Consider the following 17,593-nt stretch of genomic DNA (forward strand, 5'->3'; position numbering starts at 1 on the left):
ACCCGCCTCGCCCGGACAGCCCCGTCGTCACCCTCGTCAAGCCCACCAAAACAGCCCCAACCCCACGGACGAAGCCCTAAAACACCGGTATTGCGACTAGGCCAGGTGGGCCCGGACCTCTGCCGCCGCGTCGTGGCCGTACGCCTTGGTGAAGCGCTCCATGAAGCGGGTCCTGGCCAGGGTGTACTCCTGGGTGCCGACCGTCTCGATGACCAGAGTCGCGAGCATGCAGCCGACCTGCGCCGCGCGCTCCAGGCCGACGCCCCAGACGAGACCGGAGAGGAACCCGGCGCGGAACGCGTCGCCGACGCCGGTCGGGTCGGCCTTCGTCTCCTCCTCCGGGCAGCCGACGATGATCGGCTCGTCGCCGACGCGGTCGATCCGGACGCCGTTCTTGCCGAGCGTCGTGACGCGGTGGCCGACGCGGGACAGGATCTCGGCGTCGCTCCACCCCGTCTTGGCCTCGATGAGTCCCTTCTCGTACTCGTTGGAGAAGAGGTACGTGGCGCCGTCGAGGAGGGTGCGGATCTCCTCGCCCTCCATGCGGGCGATCTGCTGCGAGAAGTCCGCGCCGAACGGGATGGAGCGCGTACGGCACTCCTCGGTGTGCCGGAGCATGCCCTCCGGGTCGTCGGCGCCGATCACGACGAGGTCGAGACCACCGACGCGGTCGGCGACCTTCTTCAGCTCGATCTGACGGGCCTCGCTCATCGCGCCCGCGTAGAAGGAGCCGAGCTGGTTGTGGTCGGCGTCCGTCGTACAGACGAAGCGCGCGGTGTGCAGCACCTCGGAGATCCGTACGGAGTCGGTGTCGACGCCGTGCCGGTCGAGCCAGGCACGGTACTCGTCGAAGTCCTGGCCGGCCGCGCCGACGAGGATGGGGCGGGTGCCGAGCTGACCCATGCCGAAGGCGATGTTCGCGCCGACACCGCCCCTGCGTACTTCAAGGTTGTCGACCAGGAAGGAGAGGGAGACCGTGTGGAGCTGATCCGCGACGAGCTGGTCCGCGAAACGGCCGGAGAAGGTCATCAGATGGTCGGTGGCGATGGAGCCGGTGACTGCGATTCGCACGGCGTGAACGCTCCTGATGAGGGAGAACGGTGGACAGTTCACGCTACCGGTTCCCCGCACTCTCCTCTAAGCCCCCAGTTCGGACCACACGGAGGAATGTCTCACCGCCCGGAGAAACGGCCGATTCGATGTCCGGATCCGGCCGCTGCCCCCGGACGGCGTAACTTCTGCCCCGCCCCTGCCCCGGACGGCCGTATCGGGGAACCGCCTGCCGCCCTCTTCCGTCCCACCGGTGCCAGGGCAACGCACACGGAGTCGAAGGAGCGCAGCGGTGACCAGCACGGAGCGGCCCGAACAGAACACAGCCGACAGCGCTGACCGCCCGCACGGAATCGGCAGGCGTTCGCCGTTCGCCGTCGCCGCGGTGGCGGCGGCGGTCCTGATCGCGGGAGGCGGGGGCGCGTACTTCGCCACGAGCGCCTTCGGCAGCTCCGGCGGCGGAAGCGGTGGCAGCGGCGACAGCAAGGCCGGTGGCGGCGCGGACGACGGTAACCCGCCGCCGCTCGCGCTGGACGCCCCGGCGGCGGAGCCGGGCGCGGGCGCCGCGGACTCCCCGCCGCCCGGCGTCGCGCCCGGCGAACCGGACCCGCGCGGGGTGGTCTACCGCGCCACGGGCAAGCTGCCCGCGGGCCCGGACACCGCCCGCGTCTACCGTACGAGCGGCACGGTCCCCGCGGCCGACGTGGCCCGGCTGGCGAAGGCGTTCGGGATGAATGGCGCGCCCCGGTCGGACGGGACGTCCTGGAAGGTCGGTACGGACAAGGACGGTTCGGGGCCGCTGCTGCGGGTCGCCAAGCAGGCGCCGGGGGCGTGGACGTTCGCGCGGTTCGGCGCGGCGCCGGGCGGCGACAACTGCCTCAAGGGCAGGAGCTGCCCGAGCGGTGGCGGTACGGGGCCGGGCGCGTCCGGTGGTTCCTTCGCGCCCGGCAGCGAGGACGGCGCGGTCGGCGAGGCGGCGGCGAAGAAGGCAGCGGCGCCGGTACTGAAGGCGCTGCGCCAGGACGACGCGGACATCGACGCGAGCCGGCTGATGGGCGCGGTCCGGGTGGTCAACGCGGATCCGGTGATCGGCGGGCTGCCCACCTACGGCTGGTCGACGGCGGTCCAGGTGGACCCCGACGGCCGGGTGACCGGCGGTTACGGTCAGCTCACGCCCCCGGAGCGGAGTGACGCGTACCCGGTGATCAGCGCGGCGGAGGCGCTGAAGGAGCTGAACAGGGCGGCGGACGGCGCGGGTTCGGGCACCGGTTCCGGCGCCGGGCGGATCGGCGGCTGCGCGACGCCCGTACCGCTGGAGGAGAACGCGGCGGCCACGGGGAAGGACGTACCGCCCGCTCTCCCGTGCGCGCCGAAGAGCGGCGCGGCGGCCACGGACCCGGTGAAGTCCCCGGAGTCCGTGGAGATCACCAGGACGGTCTTCGGGCTCGCGGTGCGCTCGGTGGACGGGCGCGGGGCGCTCGTACCGTCCTGGCTGTTCGAGGTGGCGCCGGGCGACGGCTCCGCGCCGTACACGGTCACGCACCCCGCCGTGGCGCCGAAGTTCCTGAAGAAGGCGGCGCCGAAGCCCCCGCCCGCGCACCAGGAGCTGCCCGGTGGCCCCGGCGCGGCCGACCCGGGCGCGGCCCCGGCGCCGCGCGCCACGTCGTACGAGGCGGCCGGGCGGACCCTGACCGTGCACTTCACGGCCGGCGTGTGCAGCACGTACGCGGCGACGGCGGACGAGAGCGGCACGGCGGTGAAGGTGCGGCTGGTCGTCACCGACCCCGATCCCGAGCGGGTCTGCATCGCGCTGGCCAAGGAGCAGTCCGTCAAGGTGACCCTGGACAAGCCGCTGGGCGACCGGCAGGTGGTGGACACCACGACGGGCGAGAAGATCGCGCGCCGCTGAGGCCGCGTATCGCGAAACGGCGGCGGCGCTCCCACGAGGGGGAGCGCCGCCGCCTTGCGTGCGACCGCTGTCGCGGTGCGTCCTGGCTGTGGGTCCTAGCTGAAGGAGTCACCGCAGGCGCAGGAGCCCGTCGCGTTCGGGTTGTCGATCGTGAAGCCCTGCTTCTCGATCGTGTCGACGAAGTCGATCGAGGCGCCGCCCAGGTACGGGGCGCTCATCCGGTCCGTGACGACCTTGACGCCGTCGAAGTCCTTGACGACATCGCCGTCGAGCGAGCGCTCGTCGAAGAACAGCTGGTAGCGGAGGCCGGAGCAGCCGCCGGGCTGGACGGCGACGCGCAGGGCGAGGTCGTCCCGGCCTTCCTGGTCCAGCAGTGCCTTCACCTTGCCCGCGGCGGCGTCGGACAGGAGGATGCCGTCGCTCACGGTGGTGGTCTCGTCCGATACGGACATCTGCTTCTCTCCCGGGTTGTACGGACTGCTTGCCGACAGTGCAACCTGCTCGGCCACGGATTCATTCCGGGCACCGGCGTGTGTCTTTCCCTGCCTTCATGCTCGCACACCGGACGCCGCACCGGAATGCGTCACATCGACGCTATGGCCATCGTCAACGTGACATGAAGCGGCTATGATAGATAGCGTCAATGAGACGAAAAGGCTCGTCTGCCGAGAAGAAAGGGTGCGTGACGTGACCACGGCCCAGCCCGTTCAGGATCCCGCCGTCCCCGTCCAGGATCTCGGCGTCCAGCCGACGCCCCTCGCTCTGCTGCTGCTCGGCAGGGAGGCCGACCCGCGCAGCGAGCGCGGTGTGGAGTGCCCCGGCGACCTGCCCTCCCCGTCCGACCCGGACCTGGTGGCGCGCGCCCGCGCGGCGAAGGAGAAGCTCGGGGAGAAGGTGTTCGTCCTCGGCCACCACTACCAGCGCGACGAGGTCATCCAGTTCGCCGATGTGACCGGCGACTCCTTCAAGCTCGCCAAGGACGCGGCGGCGCGGCCGGCCGCCGAGTACATCGTCTTCTGCGGTGTGCACTTCATGGCCGAGTCCGCGGACATCCTGACCGGCGACGACCAGAAGGTCGTCCTGCCGGATCTCGCGGCGGGCTGCTCCATGGCGGACATGGCGACGGCGGAGCAGGTCGCCGAGTGCTGGGACGTGCTGACCGACGCGGGCATAGCCGAGCGGGTCGTGCCCGTCTCGTACATGAACTCCTCGGCGGACATCAAGGCGTTCACCGGCAAGCACGGCGGCACGATCTGCACATCCTCGAACGCCGAGCGCGCGCTGAACTGGGCCTTCGAGCAGGGCGAGCAGGTGCTCTTCCTGCCCGACCAGCACCTGGGGCGCAACACGGCGGTGCGCGACCTGGGGCTGTCGCTCGACGACTGCGTCCTCTACAACCCGCACAAGCCGAACGGCGGCCTCACCCGGCAGGAACTGCGGGACGCCAAAATGATCCTGTGGCGCGGCCACTGCTCGGTGCACGGGCGTTTCTCGCTGGACTCCGTGCGTGACGTACGGGAGCGGATCCCGGGCGTGAACGTGCTGGTGCACCCGGAGTGCAAGCACGAGGTCGTGGCGGCGGCGGACCACGTCGGCTCCACGGAGTACATCATCAAGGCGCTGGAGGCGGCCCCGGCCGGCTCGAAGTGGGCGATCGGTACGGAGCTGAACCTCGTACAGCGCCTGGCGAATCGTTTCGCCCCGGAGGGCAAGGAGATCGTCTTCCTCGACCGTACGGTCTGCTTCTGCTCCACGATGAACCGGATCGACCTGCCGCACCTGGTCTGGACCCTGGAGTCGCTGGCCGAGGGCAACGAGGTCAACCGCATCCAGGTCGACAAGGAGACGGCGGACTTCGCACAGCTCGCGCTGGAGCGGATGCTGGCGCTGCCGTAGGCGGTACCGCGGCCATGGACGGCACAGACGGGCGGTGTACGGGAAGGAGGACTCCTCCCCGTACACCGCCCGTTCCGCTTCCTGCCGTAAAGTGACGGTCACACCGGCCAGGCGTTCCGAGTTACGGGGCCACGCCCCCGCTCCGCCATGGCAGCCGGTCGACCGGAGCACGCGCGCCTTGTCCAGGTCCGCCCCGTCCCGCTCCACACAATCCCCTGCATGTCCCGGATCCGTTTCCCCCTTTTCCTTCCCTGCCTTTCCTTCCCTGCCTTTCCTTCCGGACATCAGAGGTCGTCGCACCGTGCCCCGTCACCGGCTCACCGCCGCGCTCGTCCTGCTCTGTTTCGTCGGTCCGCTCTCCACCGACATGTATCTGCCGGCCTTTCCCCGGATGGCCGCCGAGCTGCGTACGGACGCCTCCGGCGTGCAGCTCACGCTCACCGCGTTCCTGGTCGGCATGGTGCTCGGCCATCTCGTGCTCGGTCCGCTCTCCGACCGGTACGGGCGGCGGGTCCCGCTGCTCGCGGGCGCGGCGCTCTGCACCGTGGCCACCGCGCTCTGCGCCCTCTCCCCCGGGCTCGGCCCGCTGATCGCACTCCGGCTGGCCGCCGGGTTCAGCGGGGCGGCGGGCGTCGTCGTCGGGCGGGCCGTGGTCGCGGACATCGCGACCGGCGCGGCGGCGGCGCGGCTGCTGGGGGTGCTGATGACGCTGGCGGGTCTCGCGCCGGTCCTCGCCCCGCTCGTGGGCGGCGCGGTGATCGGCGCGGTCGGCTGGCGCGGGGTGTTCTGGGCGCTGGCGGGGGTGTCGCTGCTGGCCCTGGCCTGCGTGGCGGTCGCCGTACCGGAGACCCTGCCGCCGGAGCGGCGCCGCACGGGCGGGCGCGGGGCGTTGCTCCGTACGGTGCGCACGGTGGCGGGCGACCGGGCGTACACCGGCTACGCGCTCGCGTTCTCCTTCGCCTTCGGCGCGCTGTTCTGCTACGTCGCGGGGTCGCCGTTCCTGCTCCAGAACGTGCTGAGGCTGGGCGTCGGCATCTCGTCCGTGGTCTTCTCGGGCGGCGCGCTGGTCCTGGCGCTCTCCGGCGCGGTGGCGGCGCGACTGGTGGGCCGCGTCGCGCCGGAACGGCTGCTGCGTCGCGGTCTGCACGCGCTGTGGGCGGCGGCGCTGGCGCTGCTCGCGACGGCCGGGGCGGGGGCGCTGACGCTCGCCACGTATCTGCCGCTCGTGACGGTGTTCTGCGGCGGCCTGGGGCTGGTGCTCGCCAACGCGGCGTCGCTGGCGGTCGCGCGGGTCCCGGACGCGGCGGGCACCGGGTCGGCCCTGTTGGGTACGGCGCAGAGCGCGGTGGGCGCGGTGGTGGCTCCGCTGGCGGGTCTGGGCGGGGCGGGGTCGGCGGTGCCGGTGTTCGTGGGAATGGCGGTGTGCGGCGGGGTGGCGGTCCTGGCGGCGCGGAGGGCGGAGCAGCATGGAGCGCGCGGCTGACGGGCTCTCAGGGGGTTCCACGGTCTCAGGGGGCTTACGGGGCGGTGTCGTCGTCCTCGCCGCCGTCGCCTTTGGCGCCGTCCGCCTCCGGGGACATTCCACTCGCACGGGCGATGCCCTCGACCGTCTGTTCATCGCTGCGGCGTCTGCTCTGCTGGGCTTCCAACTTGTCCCGCATGGCGCGCAGTTTGGCCGGATCGGCGGCCACCTCGGGCGGGACCAGGGACATGGCGCCCTTGGTGTGCTCGCCGTCACCGAGATGGGCGACGACATGGTCGGCCCGGTCCTCGTGACCGGGCTGCATCGCGCCGATCAGGCCCATCAGGTTGAGGAATTCCTGCTGGACCTCCGGCGTGAACAACTCCCGTTCGGCGTCGTCCAGCCGGAGCCGTACGGTGCCGCCCCCGGCCTCGGCCCACATACGGATGATCTCCATGAGCAGGTCGAACTGCTCGGTGGGCATCCGGGCCCGGAGCGTCTCCACGTAGAGTGCGTAGCGGGCGCGTGCGATGTCGGCCGGGCTCTCCCCGGCCGGGCTCTCGTACGCGTCGGGCATGGCCCCTCCTCGGTGAGGCTCCGTCAGTTCCGGCTGCCTCCGCCTGCGCCGGGGCGCGTTGACACCCTCGGTGGGCGGCGGCCCCTTCGACCGTACCGCACGTCATCGGGGGCGACGTCCGGATCAGTCCGCCCGTCATCGGCTCAGCGCAGTGCCCCGGAGCGAGCCGCTGGACGCGGCCGTTCCGGGGCACTGCACCGCACTCGGGACCGGGGTCAGGCGTTCGCCGGCTCCGGGGTCTGCTCCGCGTCCGCGTCCGTCGCGGCGGGCGGGTTCTCGGTCGTGGACCTCTTCGCCGCCTTCTTCTTCGCACGGCGCTCCTTGCGGAGTTCCACCATCGCGTACAGCGTCGGCACCAGCAGCAGCGTCAGCAGCGTCGACGACAGCAGACCGCCGATCACGACCACGGCGAGCGGCTGGCCGATGAAGCCGCCCTCGCCCGTGACCCCGAGGGCCATCGGGACCAGCGCGAAGATCGTGGCCAGCGCCGTCATCAGGATCGGGCGGAGCCGGTGGCGGCCACCCTCGACGACTGCCTCCACGACGCCCAGGCCCTGGGCGCGGTACTGGTTGATCAGGTCGATCAGGACGATCGCGTTGGTCACCACGATGCCGATCAGCATCAGCATGCCGATCATCGCCGGGATGCCCAGCGGCGTGCCCGTCACGAGCAGCAGCCCGATCGCGCCCGTGGCCGCGAACGGGACGGAGACCAGCAGGATCAGCGGCTGGACCAGCGACCGGAAGGTCGCGACCAGGACCATGAACACGATCGCGATGGCCGCGAGCATGGCCAGGGCGAGCTGCATGAACGCGTCGTCCTGGTCCGCCGAGACGCCGCCGATGGTGGCCGTGGCTCCCTCGGGCAGGTCCAGGGCGTTGATCTTCGTCTGGAGTTCGGTGCTGACCGCGCCGGTGTTGTCACCGACCGGCCTGGCGGTGATCGTCGCGGCGCGCGCGCCGTCGATCCGGGTCATCGAGACCGGTCCCGGCACCAGCGCGACATCGGCGATCTGGCCGAGCTTCACCGGGCCGAGCGGCAGGTTCTTCAGCTCCGCGATCGTCGTGGCGGGCTTGTCGGAGGTGACGACGACATCGCGCTCACTGTCGTCCAGCATCGCCGTGCCGGACGGGGTGCCGCGTACCGCCTGGCCGACGGCCGCACCGAGCGTGGCGTCGTTGAAACCGGCGCCCGCGGCCTTGGAGTTGGCCTTGACCGAGATACGGGGGATGCTCTGCGCCAGGTCGCTCTCGACATCGGTGACATCGTCGAGACCGGCGACCGCGTCCCGTACCTGCTCCGCCGCCTTGTTGAGCGTGTCCGCCTCGGACGCCTTGACGACGACGCTCAGGTTCTGGTCGCCGAAGCCACCGCCCGCGCCGATCGTGGTGGTGCCGATGCCGTCGAGCTTGGCCAGCTCCTTCTCCAGGTGCTTCGTGGTCCGTTCGGACGCCGCCGCGTCCTTCAGAGTCACCTGGTACGACGCCTGGTTGGAGCCCGTACCGCCGCCGAAGGCCGCCATGAAGCCGGACGAACCGACGGTGACCTGGTAGTCCTTGACCTCGTCCGTGTCGGCGAGGACCTTCTCGACCTTCTTCGCCGCGGCGTCCGCCGACTCCAGGCTGGTGCCGGCCGCCAGCTCCTGCTTGATGGAGAGGACTTCCTGCTCGCCCTGGTCGAAGAAGTTGGTCTTGAGCAGCGGCGCCATGCCGAAGGTGGCGAGCAGGACGACGACCGCGATGCCCAGGCTGGCGACCCGGCGCCGGGTCGCGAACCGCAGGACCGGGACGTACAGCCGCTGGAGCCTGCTGCTGGTCTCCTTCTCCTCCGCCAGCCGGCGCGCCTCCTCGGGGTCGACCCCGAGGACGTCCTTCGGCGGCTTGAGGAACCAGTACGAGAGCACCGGGACCACGGTGAGCGAGACGATCAGCGAGGCGATCAGGGCCGCCGACACGGTGAGCGAGAACGAGCTGAACAGCTCGCCGACCATGCCACCCACGAGACCGATCGGCAGGAACACCGCGACGGTGGTGAGCGTGGAGGCGGTGACCGCGCCCGCGACCTCACGGACCGCGGAGAGGATCGCCTTCTCGCGCTCCTCGCCGTAGCCGAGGTGCCGCTTGATGTTCTCCAGGACGACGATCGAGTCGTCGACGACACGGCCGATCGCGATGGTCAGCGCGCCGAGGGTGAGCATGTTGAGCGACAGGTCACGGGTCCACAGCACGATCAGCGCGAGGACGATCGAGAGCGGGATGGAGACCGCGGTGACGATGGTGGAGCGCAGCGAGGCGAGGAAGACCAGGATCACCAGGACCGCGAAGAGCAGGCCGAGCGCGCCCTCGGTGGTCAGGCCCGAGATGGACTTGGAGACCTCGGGGCCCTGGTCGCTGACGACGGTGAGGGTGGCGCCTGAGCCGAGGTCCTTGCGGAGGTCGGGCAGCTTCTCCTCGACCGCGTCCGAGATGGCGACGGCGCTGCCGTCCTTGTCCATCGTGACGTTGACCGCGAGGCTGGGCTTGCCGTTCGTACGGGTCAGCGCGGTCGCGGCGGACCGGGTCTGCTCGACCTCGGCGATGTCACCGAGGCGTACGGGGGACGGTGCCGTACCCGCACCGGCTCCGGCGGGGCCGCCGACTCCGCCCGCCGCGGGCGCGATCCGCAGGTCCTCGATCTGCTTGAGGGAGGTGTAGCCGCCGCCGACCTGCACCGTACGGCTCTTGCCGTCCTCGGTGAAGGAGCCCGCCGGCATCGTCGCGCCGCCCGCCTTGAGGGCCTCGGAGAGCGACATGGCGTTGAGACCGGCCGCGGCGAGCTTCCGGTCGTCGGGCGTGACGGAGACCTGGAGGTCCCTGACGCCGTCGACGGTGACCTGGCCGGTGCCCTCGATGTCCTGGAGGGCCGGGACGACGGAGCGGTCGAGCTGGTCGGCGAGCGCCTGCTGGTCCTTGTCGGAGGTGACGGCGAGGACGACGGTCGGGATGTCGTCCGTCGAGCCGGCGATGACCTGCGGGTCGACCGTGGCCGGGAGCTGCGCCCTGGCGCGGTTCACGGCCTGCTGGACATCCGCGACGAGCTGCTTCGTACCGCTGTCGCCGAAGTCGAAGCTCGCCATGACGACGGCGTTGCCCTCGCTGGCGGTGGAGGTGACGGTCTTGATGCCGTCGACGGTCTTGATGGAGTTCTCAAGCGGTTCGACAACCTGCTTCTCGACCACATCCGGGGAGGCGCCCTGGTAGGGAGCGAGCACCGAGACCATCGGGAGTTCGATGGAGGGCAGCAGTTGCTGCTTGAGCTGCGGTATCGCGATCGCTCCGAAGAGCAGCGCGACGATAGACATCAGCCCTATCAGGGCCCTTTGCGCGAGGCTGAATTTTGCCAGCCAGGACATGGGGTCTCTCTTCTGTGGTGTACGCGGCAGGCGGGCGGTGCGGTCCGGCCGTGCGGCACGGCCTGCGCCTCCGACGGAGGACGGCAACGGCCCTCTCCATACGATCAACCATTCGAGAGCCGGATCCGTCGCCCCAAGGTGCCTTTCCTTATGCGCCGCATACCGCGCCTGGAGTAGTCGGACCCGGTGTCCTACTCCACCCTTGGACGTACAAGGCCCGATTCGTAGGCGATGACGACGAGTTGGGCACGGTCCCGGGCGCCGAGTTTCGCCATCGCACGGTTCACATGGGTCTTGACAGTCAGCGGACTGACTTCCAGGCGCTCCCCGATCTCGTCGTTGGAGTGGCCTCCCGCGACAAGGACCAGCACCTCCCGCTCGCGCACCGTGAGCGCCGCCAGCCGCTCCCGGTGGCGGGCCACCGTCTCCTGGCCCTCCGGCTGTCCGGCGCTCTGCGCGAGGAAGGTGGTGATCAGCCCTTTGGTCGCGGTGGGCGACAGCAGGGCGTCGCCCGCGGCGGCGATCCGGATGGCGTTGAGCAGTTCGTCGGGCTCGGCGCCCTTGCCGAGGAAGCCGGAGGCCCCGGCGCGCAGCGACTGCACCACGTACTCGTCGACCTCGAAGGTGGTCAGCATGACGACATACACGCCGGCCAGCTCCGGATCGGCGCTGATCGTACGGGTGGCGGCGAGGCCGTCCGTACCGGGCATCCGGATGTCCATGAGGACGACGTCGGGGCGCAGGGCGCGGGCGAGGGCGACGGCCTGCCCGCCGTCGGCGGCCTCACCGACGACCTCCATGTCGGGCTCGGAGGCGACCAGCACGCGGAACGCGCTGCGCAGCAGGGCCTGGTCGTCGGCGAGCAGCACCCGGATCGTCACGCGTTGTCTCCCGTACGGTTCATGACCGGCAGTATCGCCTGGACCCGGAAGCCGCCGCCGTAGCGGGGTCCCGAGGCGAGCGTGCCGCCGAGGGCGGTGACGCGCTCGCGCATCCCGACGAGGCCGTGGCCGCCGCTGTGGGTGTCCGTCGCCGGTGGGTCGCCGGCGGCGGCGGAGCCCGTACCGTTGTCCAGGACGGTGATCTCCACGGTGGGGCCCACCCGTACGACGCTGACCTCGGCCTTCGCTCCCCCGCCCGCGTGCTTGCGCACATTGGTCAGGGCCTCCTGGATGATCCGGTACGCGGCGAGATCGACGGCGGCGGGCAGCTCGCGCCCGGGGGTCACCGCGCCGTTCGCCGCGAACTCCACGGGCAGGCCCGCGTGGCGGAACGTGTCGAGCAGCCCGTCGAGCTGGGCGAGCGCCGGGGCGGGCTCCGTGGGGGCCGCCGGATCGCCGGACTGTCTGAGCAGGCCGACGGTGGCGCGCAGCTCGTTCAGTGCGGAGCGGCTGGCTTCCCGTACATGGCCGAGGGCTTCCTTCGCCTGGTCGGGCCGCCTGTCCATGACGTGGGAGGCGACGCCCGCCTGCACATTGACCAGCGCGATGTGGTGGGCGACGACATCGTGCAGATCCCGGGCGATCCGCAGCCGCTCCTCGGCGACCCGGCGGCGGGCCTCCTCCTCCCGGGTGCGCTCGGCACGCTCGGCGCGTTCCCGGATGGCGTCGACGAAGGCGCGGCGGCTGCGCACGGCGTCGCCCGCGGCCCCCGCCATCCCCGTCCAGGCGAGGATCCCCAGGTTCTCCTGCGAATACCAGGGCCCTGGCCCGAGCCCCATCGCCACCGCGGTGAGGACACTCATGGTGGCGAACCCGACGCGCCAGGTGGTGGGGCGGTCGGTGCGGGCGGCGACGGTGTAGAGCGCCAGCACGGCACACATGAAGACCGTGGCGGGCGGCCGGGTGGTGGTCAGCTCGATCATGGTCAGCACACCGGCACCCAGCAGGACGAGCATGGGCGCACGGCGCCGGAAGACCAGCGTGCCCGCGCCGAGCACCACGAGCACCAGGCTGAGGGTGGTCGGGGTACGCGCCTCGAAGGAGGGAACGCCGTCCCCGCGATGCGGCCCGGCGAACGAGCCGAGGACCATGCAGACCAGGGCCCCCGCGGCTAGCACACCATCGGCGGCGAGCGGATGCGTGCGCGCCCAGCCGCGCGTACGTGCGAAGGCGCTGCCGAGAGAGGTCACGTCAGCCAACGGTACGGTGCGCGCCGGGCTCCCGGTGCCCGCCGGGGGAGAGTGGTCTCACACGGCGAACGGTATGGGGTGGACCTCGTCCGCCCGGTGGCCGGCGCGCTCGTGGACGCGCTGCACCGCCTCGGCCGAGGGTGCCTCGGAGAGACAGAAGACATCGCCGGAGGCCGGGTCGGCCCAGGCGTGCCGGAAGTGGACGTTCTCCTGGCTCTCGACGGCGAGGTCGGCGTTGTGGGCCTCCCGGAGCTGGTCACCGGTGATGTCCTGCATGCCGTGGTGGATGTCCATGAACGTGCCCATCGGACTCGTACCTCCCACTGACCGGGCCCCCCTTGTGTCCGTCGGGTCCCCTGTCCGTCGGGTCCCCGCCCCCGCCTTCCATGGTGCGCCGGAGAGCACCATGCCGCAGAACGGCCCCGGACCGCGGGCGAGGACGGTCTCCCCGCACCGCCGCCGGTCAGCAGGGCAACCTCACCGCCGCCCGCGGCCGGAGACCGCTGATGAACAGCACGCACTCCGGAGGCGAACCGAGCCCTTCAGAAAGAAGCGGGAATCAGGCCGTCGTCGTTCAGGAGCGCCCTGACCTCCTCCAGCGTGGCGTCCGGTGACGGCAGGATCAGTTCGGACGGTTCGAGCGCGTCGGCGGGGAGCGGTTCGCCCAGTTCGCGCACTTTGGCCAGCAGCGCGTGGAAGGTGCGGCGGAAGCCGTCCTCATCGCTGCTCCTGACCTCGGCCAGCAGTTCGTCGTCCAGCTTGTCGAGCTCGGTGAAGTGGCTGTCCGCCAGCTTCACCTGGCCCTCCCCCATGATCCGTACGATCATGACGAATCCCTACTGCTTGTCGAATTTGTGCTGGCTGGGAGGCGCGTCCTGAGTGTCGCCGGTGCCGCCCTCGATCGCCTGCTTCTGGGGGGAGCCGCCGGCCAGTTCGGCCTTCATGCGCTGGAGCTCCAGCTCGACGTCCGAGCCGCCGGAGATGCGGTCCAGTTCCGTCGCGATGTCGTCCTTGGCGAGCCCGGAGTGGTCGTCCAGGGCACCGGAGGCCAGCAGCTCGTCGATGGCGCCCGCGCGCGCCTGGAGCTGGGCGGTCTTGTCCTCGGCGCGCTGGATCGCCATGCCGACGTCGCCCATCTCCTCGGAGATGCCGGAGAAGGCCTCGCCGATCCGGGTCTGCGCCTGGGCGGCGGTGTAGGTGGCCTTGATCGTCTCCTTCTTCGTACGGAAGGCGTCGACCTTGGCCTGGAGGCGCTGCGCGGCGAGGGTCAGCTTCTCCTCCTCGCCCTGGAGGGTCTGGTGCTGCGTCTCCAGGTCGGTGACCTGCTGCTGGAGCGAGGCGCGGCGGGACAGGGCTTCGCGGGCCAGGTCCTCCCGGCCGAGCGCCAGCGCCTTGCGGCCCTGGTCCTCCAGCTTGCTCGACTGGCCCTGCAACTGGTTGAGCTGCAGTTCCAGGCGCTTGCGGGACGTCGCGACGTCGGCGACGCCGCGGCGTACCTTCTGCAGCAGTTCGAGCTGCTTCTGATACGAGTAGTCAAGGGTCTCGCGCGGATCCTCGGCCCGGTCAAGGGCCTTGTTGGCTTTCGCGCGGAAGATCATCCCCATACGCTTCATGACACCGCTCATGGGCTTCGCGCGCCCCCTTCTGACGGACTACGACTCCAGCACTCCAACAGAACCCACAGTACGGGCCCTGCCTCTATTACCGCACTGTTCCAGCTCCGATGCGCTCCTCCCCAAGGACGACTGCTCCGCCCCGCTCTCAGGCGCAAGGAGTAGATGACCATCGGGGATACCGGCGCAAAGTCTGGTCTGTCCCAGTACAGACGCACGCCGTTGCGGGATCGTTCCCCACCGGGGTGGGGTCGAACCGCGACACCCCGTACCCTTGGGCTTTGTGTTCCGAAGCCGCTCGAAGGAAGAGAAGGCCACCGCCACCAAGGTGACGGCGGACCTCTCCACGCCCCGCGACCCGCAGGCCCCGAAGGGCCGCCCGACCCCCAAGCGCAGTGAGGCACAGTCGCAGCGTCGGCGTGCCAGCACCACGCCGACCGACCGCAAGTCGGCCATGAAGCAGCAGCGCGAGGCGCGCCGCGTGGATCTGGCCCGGCAGCGCGAGGCACTGGCCAACGGTGACGAGCGCTATCTGCCGGTCCGTGACAAGGGGCCGGTGCGCCGCTTCGTCCGTGACTACGTCGACTCGCGCTTCTGCGTCGCCGAGTTCTTCCTGCCGCTCGCGGTGGTGATCCTCGTGCTGAGCATGGTCCGGGTCGGCTCGCTCCAGAACATCGCGCTGCTGCTGTGGCTCGGTGTGATCGTGATGATCGTCGTCGACTCGATCGGTATCTGGCTGCGGCTGAAGAAGCAGCTCGCCGAGCGCTTCCCCGACACCCCCAAGCGCGGCGCCGTGGCCTACGGCCTGATGCGTACGCTCCAGATGCGCCGGCTGCGGCTGCCCAAGCCGCAGGTCAAGCGTGGAGAGCGGCCCTGAGCGCTGAGGTCTCCGGCTTCGCGGGCGGTTCGGCGAGCTGGCTCGCCGGGCTCGGGGGGCTGCGCAACGTGGTCCGTCAGGAGCTGGTCGCCCGCCAGCTCGACGAGCAGATAGCCGGGCGTTTCCCGGTCGGTCGGCGGCTGCGGGTGCTCGACGTGGGCATGGGCCAGGGCACGCAGGCCCTGCGGCTGGCACGCGGCGGGCACACCGTGACGGGGCTGGAGTCGGACGCCGGGATGCTGGCCGCGGCGCGTGAGGCGCTGGCCACGGAGCCGGCGGGGATACGTGAGCGGGTCAGGCTGATCGAGGGCGACGGCCTGGAGACCGGGGTGCACTTCCTGCCCGGCAGCTTCGACGTCGTCCTGTGCCACGGTGTGCTGATGTACGTGAACGAACCGGACGCGCTGCTCGCCGGGCTGGCCAGGATGCTGGCCCCGGGCGGGCTGCTGTCGCTGCTGGTACGGAACGGGAACAGCCTGGCGATGCGGCCCGGCGTGGCGGGCGACTGGGCGGCCGCGCTGGACGCCTTCGACGCGGACACGTACACGAACCGGCTGGGCCTGCGCGTACGGGCGGACCGGCTGGAGGCGCTGACGGCGACGCTGGCGGGGATCGCCGCGCCGCTGCACGTCTGGTACGGCGTACGGGTCTTCACGGACGGGGCGGCCGACGACGCGCCGCCGCCCGCCGGTGACGCGCTGGAGCGGCTGCTGGCGGCGGAGGACCGGGCGGGGCGCACGGACCCGTACCGCGGGATGGCCGCGCTGCTGCACCTGTGCGGTGTACGCGGCTGAGGTGCCCGCCGGACGGGACTTCGCCATGACCGTCTCAGGTGATCGGGCCGTCACCGCGTCCTCACCGGAGTGACGACAGTGAGCCCCGCGAGCGGCGCCGAGAAGGACAAGAAGATCAAGAGCGACAGAGCCGTGACACCCCCGTTGCCGGCCCGGGAGACCTGGCAGGCGCTCTACCGGCACTTCCGGCCGCATCGCAGGACCGTCGCCCTCGGCGCGTTCCTCGCGCTGCTGGGGGCGGCGAGCGGGCTGGCGCAGCCGCTCGCGGCGCGGGAGCTGGTGGACCGGCTCGGCGGTGACGCGTCGATCACCGGCATCCTGCTGGTGCTGACGGCGCTGGTGGTGTTCGGTACGGCGATCGAGGCGGTCGGCTCGTATCTGCTGGAGCGGACCGCCGAGTCCGTCGTGCTGGCCGCGCGCCGCTCCCTGATAGGCCGGCTGCTGCGGCTGCGGCTCCCCGAGGTGGAGCGGACCCAGCCGGGCGATCTGATGTCCCGGATCACCTCGGACACCACGCTGCTGCGCGCGGTGACGACCCAGTCGATCGTCTCGGCCGCCACCGGCGGGCTGGCGTTCGTGGCGACGATCGCGCTGATGGGCTGGCTGGACCCGGTGCTGCTCGGGGTCACGCTGGGGGTGATCGTGGTGATCGGCGGCGCGGTCGCGCTGGTGATGCCGCGGATCTCGCGGGCGACGAAGCGCTCGCAGGAGGCCGTGGGCCATATCTCGACGGTGCTGGAGCGGGCCTTCGGGGCGTTCCGTACGGTCAAGGCCTCGGGCGCCGAGGAGCGGGAGACCGCCGTGGTGGGGGCGGCGGCCCAGGAGGCGTGGCTGCACGGGGTCAGGGCGGCGAAGTGGCAGTCGGTGGCCGGGTCCTCGGTCGGTCTCGCCGTGCAGGTGTCGTTCCTGGCGGTGCTGGGGATCGGCGGGGCGCGGGTGGCCTCGGGGGCCATCTCCGTATCGACGCTGGTGGCGTTCCTGCTCTTCCTGTTCTATCTGATCGACCCGGTCTCGAAGCTGGTGGGAGCGGTGACGCAGTACCAGGTGGGGTCGGCGGCGGTGGCGCGGATCGTGGAGGCGGAGCGGCTGGGCACGGAGACGCTGGAGCCTTCGGCCGCGGCCGGGCCCGCGACGGCCACCGGGCCCGCGTCCGTGGTCTTCGAGGACGTCACCTTCCGGTACCGCGAGGACCTTCCGTATGTCCATCACGGGGTCTCCTTCGAGGTGCCGGGGCCGGGGATGACCGCCTTCGTCGGCCCGTCCGGCGCGGGCAAGACCACCGTCTTCGGGATGGTGGAGCGGTTCTACGAGGCGACCGGCGGCCGGGTGCTGGTGGACGGCCGGGACGTACGGGAGTGGCCGCTGACGGAGCTGCGCGCCGCGATCGGCTATGTCGAGCAGGACGCGCCCGTGCTGGCGGGGACGCTCCGCGAGAACCTGGTCTTCGCCGCGCCGGACGCCTCCGAGGAGAGCATCCGGGAGGTGCTCGTACGGGCGAGGCTGGACGAGCTCGTCGACCGGCTGCCGGACGGTCTGGAGACGCTGGTGGGTCACCGCGGTTCGAAGCTGTCGGGCGGTGAGCGCCAGCGGGTGGCGATCGCGCGGGCGCTGCTGCGCCGGCCGCGGCTGCTGCTCCTGGACGAGGCGACGTCGCAGCTCGACGCGGTCAACGAGCTGGCGCTGCGCGATGTGGTGGCGGAGGCGGCGCGGGAGGTGACGGTGCTGGTGGTGGCGCACCGGCTGTCGACGGTGACGCTCGCGGACCGGATCGTGGTGATGGACGCGGGGCGGGTGCGTGCGGTGGGGACGCACGAGGAGCTGGTGGCGAACGATCCGCTGTACGGGGAGCTGGCGGCGACGCAGTTCCTGGCGGCGGCCCGCTGAGCCGCCGC

At 71.4% G+C, this 17,593-nt stretch carries 15 protein-coding genes; 6 read left to right on the forward strand and 9 right to left on the reverse strand.

All coding sequences use genetic code 11. The annotated features are described in order from the left end of the window. Positions 1-96: 96 nt before the first annotated feature. Entirely contained in the window at positions 97-1,071 is a 975-nt protein-coding gene (locus ACIQ7D_RS34630) for a carbohydrate kinase family protein (RefSeq protein WP_403944722.1), read from the reverse strand. 271 nt (positions 1,072-1,342) lie between these two features. On the opposite strand from ACIQ7D_RS34630, the gene ACIQ7D_RS34635 reads away from it, so the two are divergent. Beyond that, entirely contained in the window at positions 1,343-2,959 is a 1,617-nt protein-coding gene (locus ACIQ7D_RS34635; RefSeq protein WP_403944724.1) for a hypothetical protein, read from the forward strand. A gap of 95 nt (positions 2,960-3,054) precedes the next feature. Here the strand turns inward: ACIQ7D_RS34635 and ACIQ7D_RS34640 are convergent, their stop codons facing one another. Beyond that, positions 3,055-3,411, reverse strand: a complete 357-nt coding sequence (locus ACIQ7D_RS34640; protein ID WP_329826308.1) for an iron-sulfur cluster assembly accessory protein — start codon at positions 3,409-3,411, stop codon at positions 3,055-3,057. Between the two features lie 235 nt (positions 3,412-3,646). Between ACIQ7D_RS34640 and nadA the strand changes: the two genes are divergently transcribed. Both nadA and ACIQ7D_RS34650 read left to right on the forward strand, forming a co-directional pair. Then, positions 3,647-4,855 (forward strand): quinolinate synthase NadA, encoded by a 1,209-nt coding sequence (gene nadA, locus ACIQ7D_RS34645; protein WP_403944727.1) that lies wholly within the window; start codon positions 3,647-3,649, stop codon positions 4,853-4,855. A gap of 301 nt (positions 4,856-5,156) precedes the next feature. Further along, positions 5,157-6,338, forward strand: coding sequence for a multidrug effflux MFS transporter (locus ACIQ7D_RS34650; protein WP_403944729.1), 1,182 nt, complete (start codon positions 5,157-5,159; stop codon positions 6,336-6,338). Between the two features lie 34 nt (positions 6,339-6,372). Here the strand turns inward: ACIQ7D_RS34650 and ACIQ7D_RS34655 are convergent, their stop codons facing one another. The 7 genes from ACIQ7D_RS34655 to ACIQ7D_RS34685 form a co-directional block, all read right to left on the reverse strand. Further along, complete coding sequence (locus ACIQ7D_RS34655; RefSeq protein ID WP_403944731.1) at positions 6,373-6,894, reverse strand: hypothetical protein; 522 nt, start codon at positions 6,892-6,894, stop codon at positions 6,373-6,375. 215 nt (positions 6,895-7,109) lie between these two features. Then, the gene (locus tag ACIQ7D_RS34660) at positions 7,110-10,286 is read right to left on the reverse strand and encodes an efflux RND transporter permease subunit (protein WP_403944732.1); all 3,177 of its coding nucleotides are present in this window, start codon (positions 10,284-10,286) and stop codon (positions 7,110-7,112) included. 191 nt (positions 10,287-10,477) lie between these two features. After that, a complete protein-coding gene (locus ACIQ7D_RS34665) occupies positions 10,478-11,167 on the reverse strand; it encodes a response regulator (RefSeq protein WP_403944733.1) in 690 nt (229 codons plus the stop codon). Then, positions 11,164-12,417: a sensor histidine kinase gene (locus tag ACIQ7D_RS34670; protein ID WP_403944735.1), complete on the reverse strand. Its 1,254-nt coding sequence runs from the start codon at positions 12,415-12,417 to the stop codon at positions 11,164-11,166. Before ACIQ7D_RS34670 ends, ACIQ7D_RS34665 begins: the two co-directional genes overlap by 4 nt. Before the next feature lie 57 nt (positions 12,418-12,474). Further along, on the reverse strand, positions 12,475-12,723 hold the full coding sequence (locus tag ACIQ7D_RS34675; RefSeq protein ID WP_403944738.1) for an SCO4226 family nickel-binding protein: 249 nt from the start codon (positions 12,721-12,723) through the stop codon (positions 12,475-12,477). A gap of 236 nt (positions 12,724-12,959) precedes the next feature. Further along, positions 12,960-13,244 (reverse strand): hypothetical protein, encoded by a 285-nt coding sequence (locus tag ACIQ7D_RS34680; RefSeq protein WP_385003811.1) that lies wholly within the window; start codon positions 13,242-13,244, stop codon positions 12,960-12,962. 9 nt (positions 13,245-13,253) lie between these two features. Next, positions 13,254-14,042 carry a PspA/IM30 family protein gene (locus ACIQ7D_RS34685; protein WP_403944740.1) on the reverse strand — a complete coding sequence of 263 codons (789 nt, stop codon included), beginning with the start codon at positions 14,040-14,042 and terminating at the stop codon, positions 13,254-13,256. Between the two features lie 271 nt (positions 14,043-14,313). Here ACIQ7D_RS34685 and ACIQ7D_RS34690 point away from each other — a divergent pair, with 271 nt between their 5' ends. The 3 genes from ACIQ7D_RS34690 to ACIQ7D_RS34700 all read left to right on the forward strand — a co-directional run bounded on the left by ACIQ7D_RS34690 (position 14,314) and on the right by ACIQ7D_RS34700 (position 17,585). Next, on the forward strand, positions 14,314-14,907 hold the full coding sequence (locus ACIQ7D_RS34690; RefSeq protein WP_384920766.1) for a DUF3043 domain-containing protein: 594 nt from the start codon (positions 14,314-14,316) through the stop codon (positions 14,905-14,907). 68 nt (positions 14,908-14,975) lie between these two features. Next, entirely contained in the window at positions 14,976-15,701 is a 726-nt protein-coding gene (locus ACIQ7D_RS34695; RefSeq protein WP_403944741.1) for a class I SAM-dependent methyltransferase, read from the forward strand. Between the two features lie 144 nt (positions 15,702-15,845). Beyond that, complete coding sequence (locus ACIQ7D_RS34700) at positions 15,846-17,585, forward strand: ABC transporter ATP-binding protein (protein ID WP_403944806.1); 1,740 nt, start codon at positions 15,846-15,848, stop codon at positions 17,583-17,585. Positions 17,586-17,593 lie beyond the last annotated feature (8 nt).

Origin of the sequence: Streptomyces sp. NPDC096310, from assembly GCF_044763125.1 — a bacterium.
GTDB lineage: Bacteria > Actinomycetota > Actinomycetes > Streptomycetales > Streptomycetaceae > Streptomyces.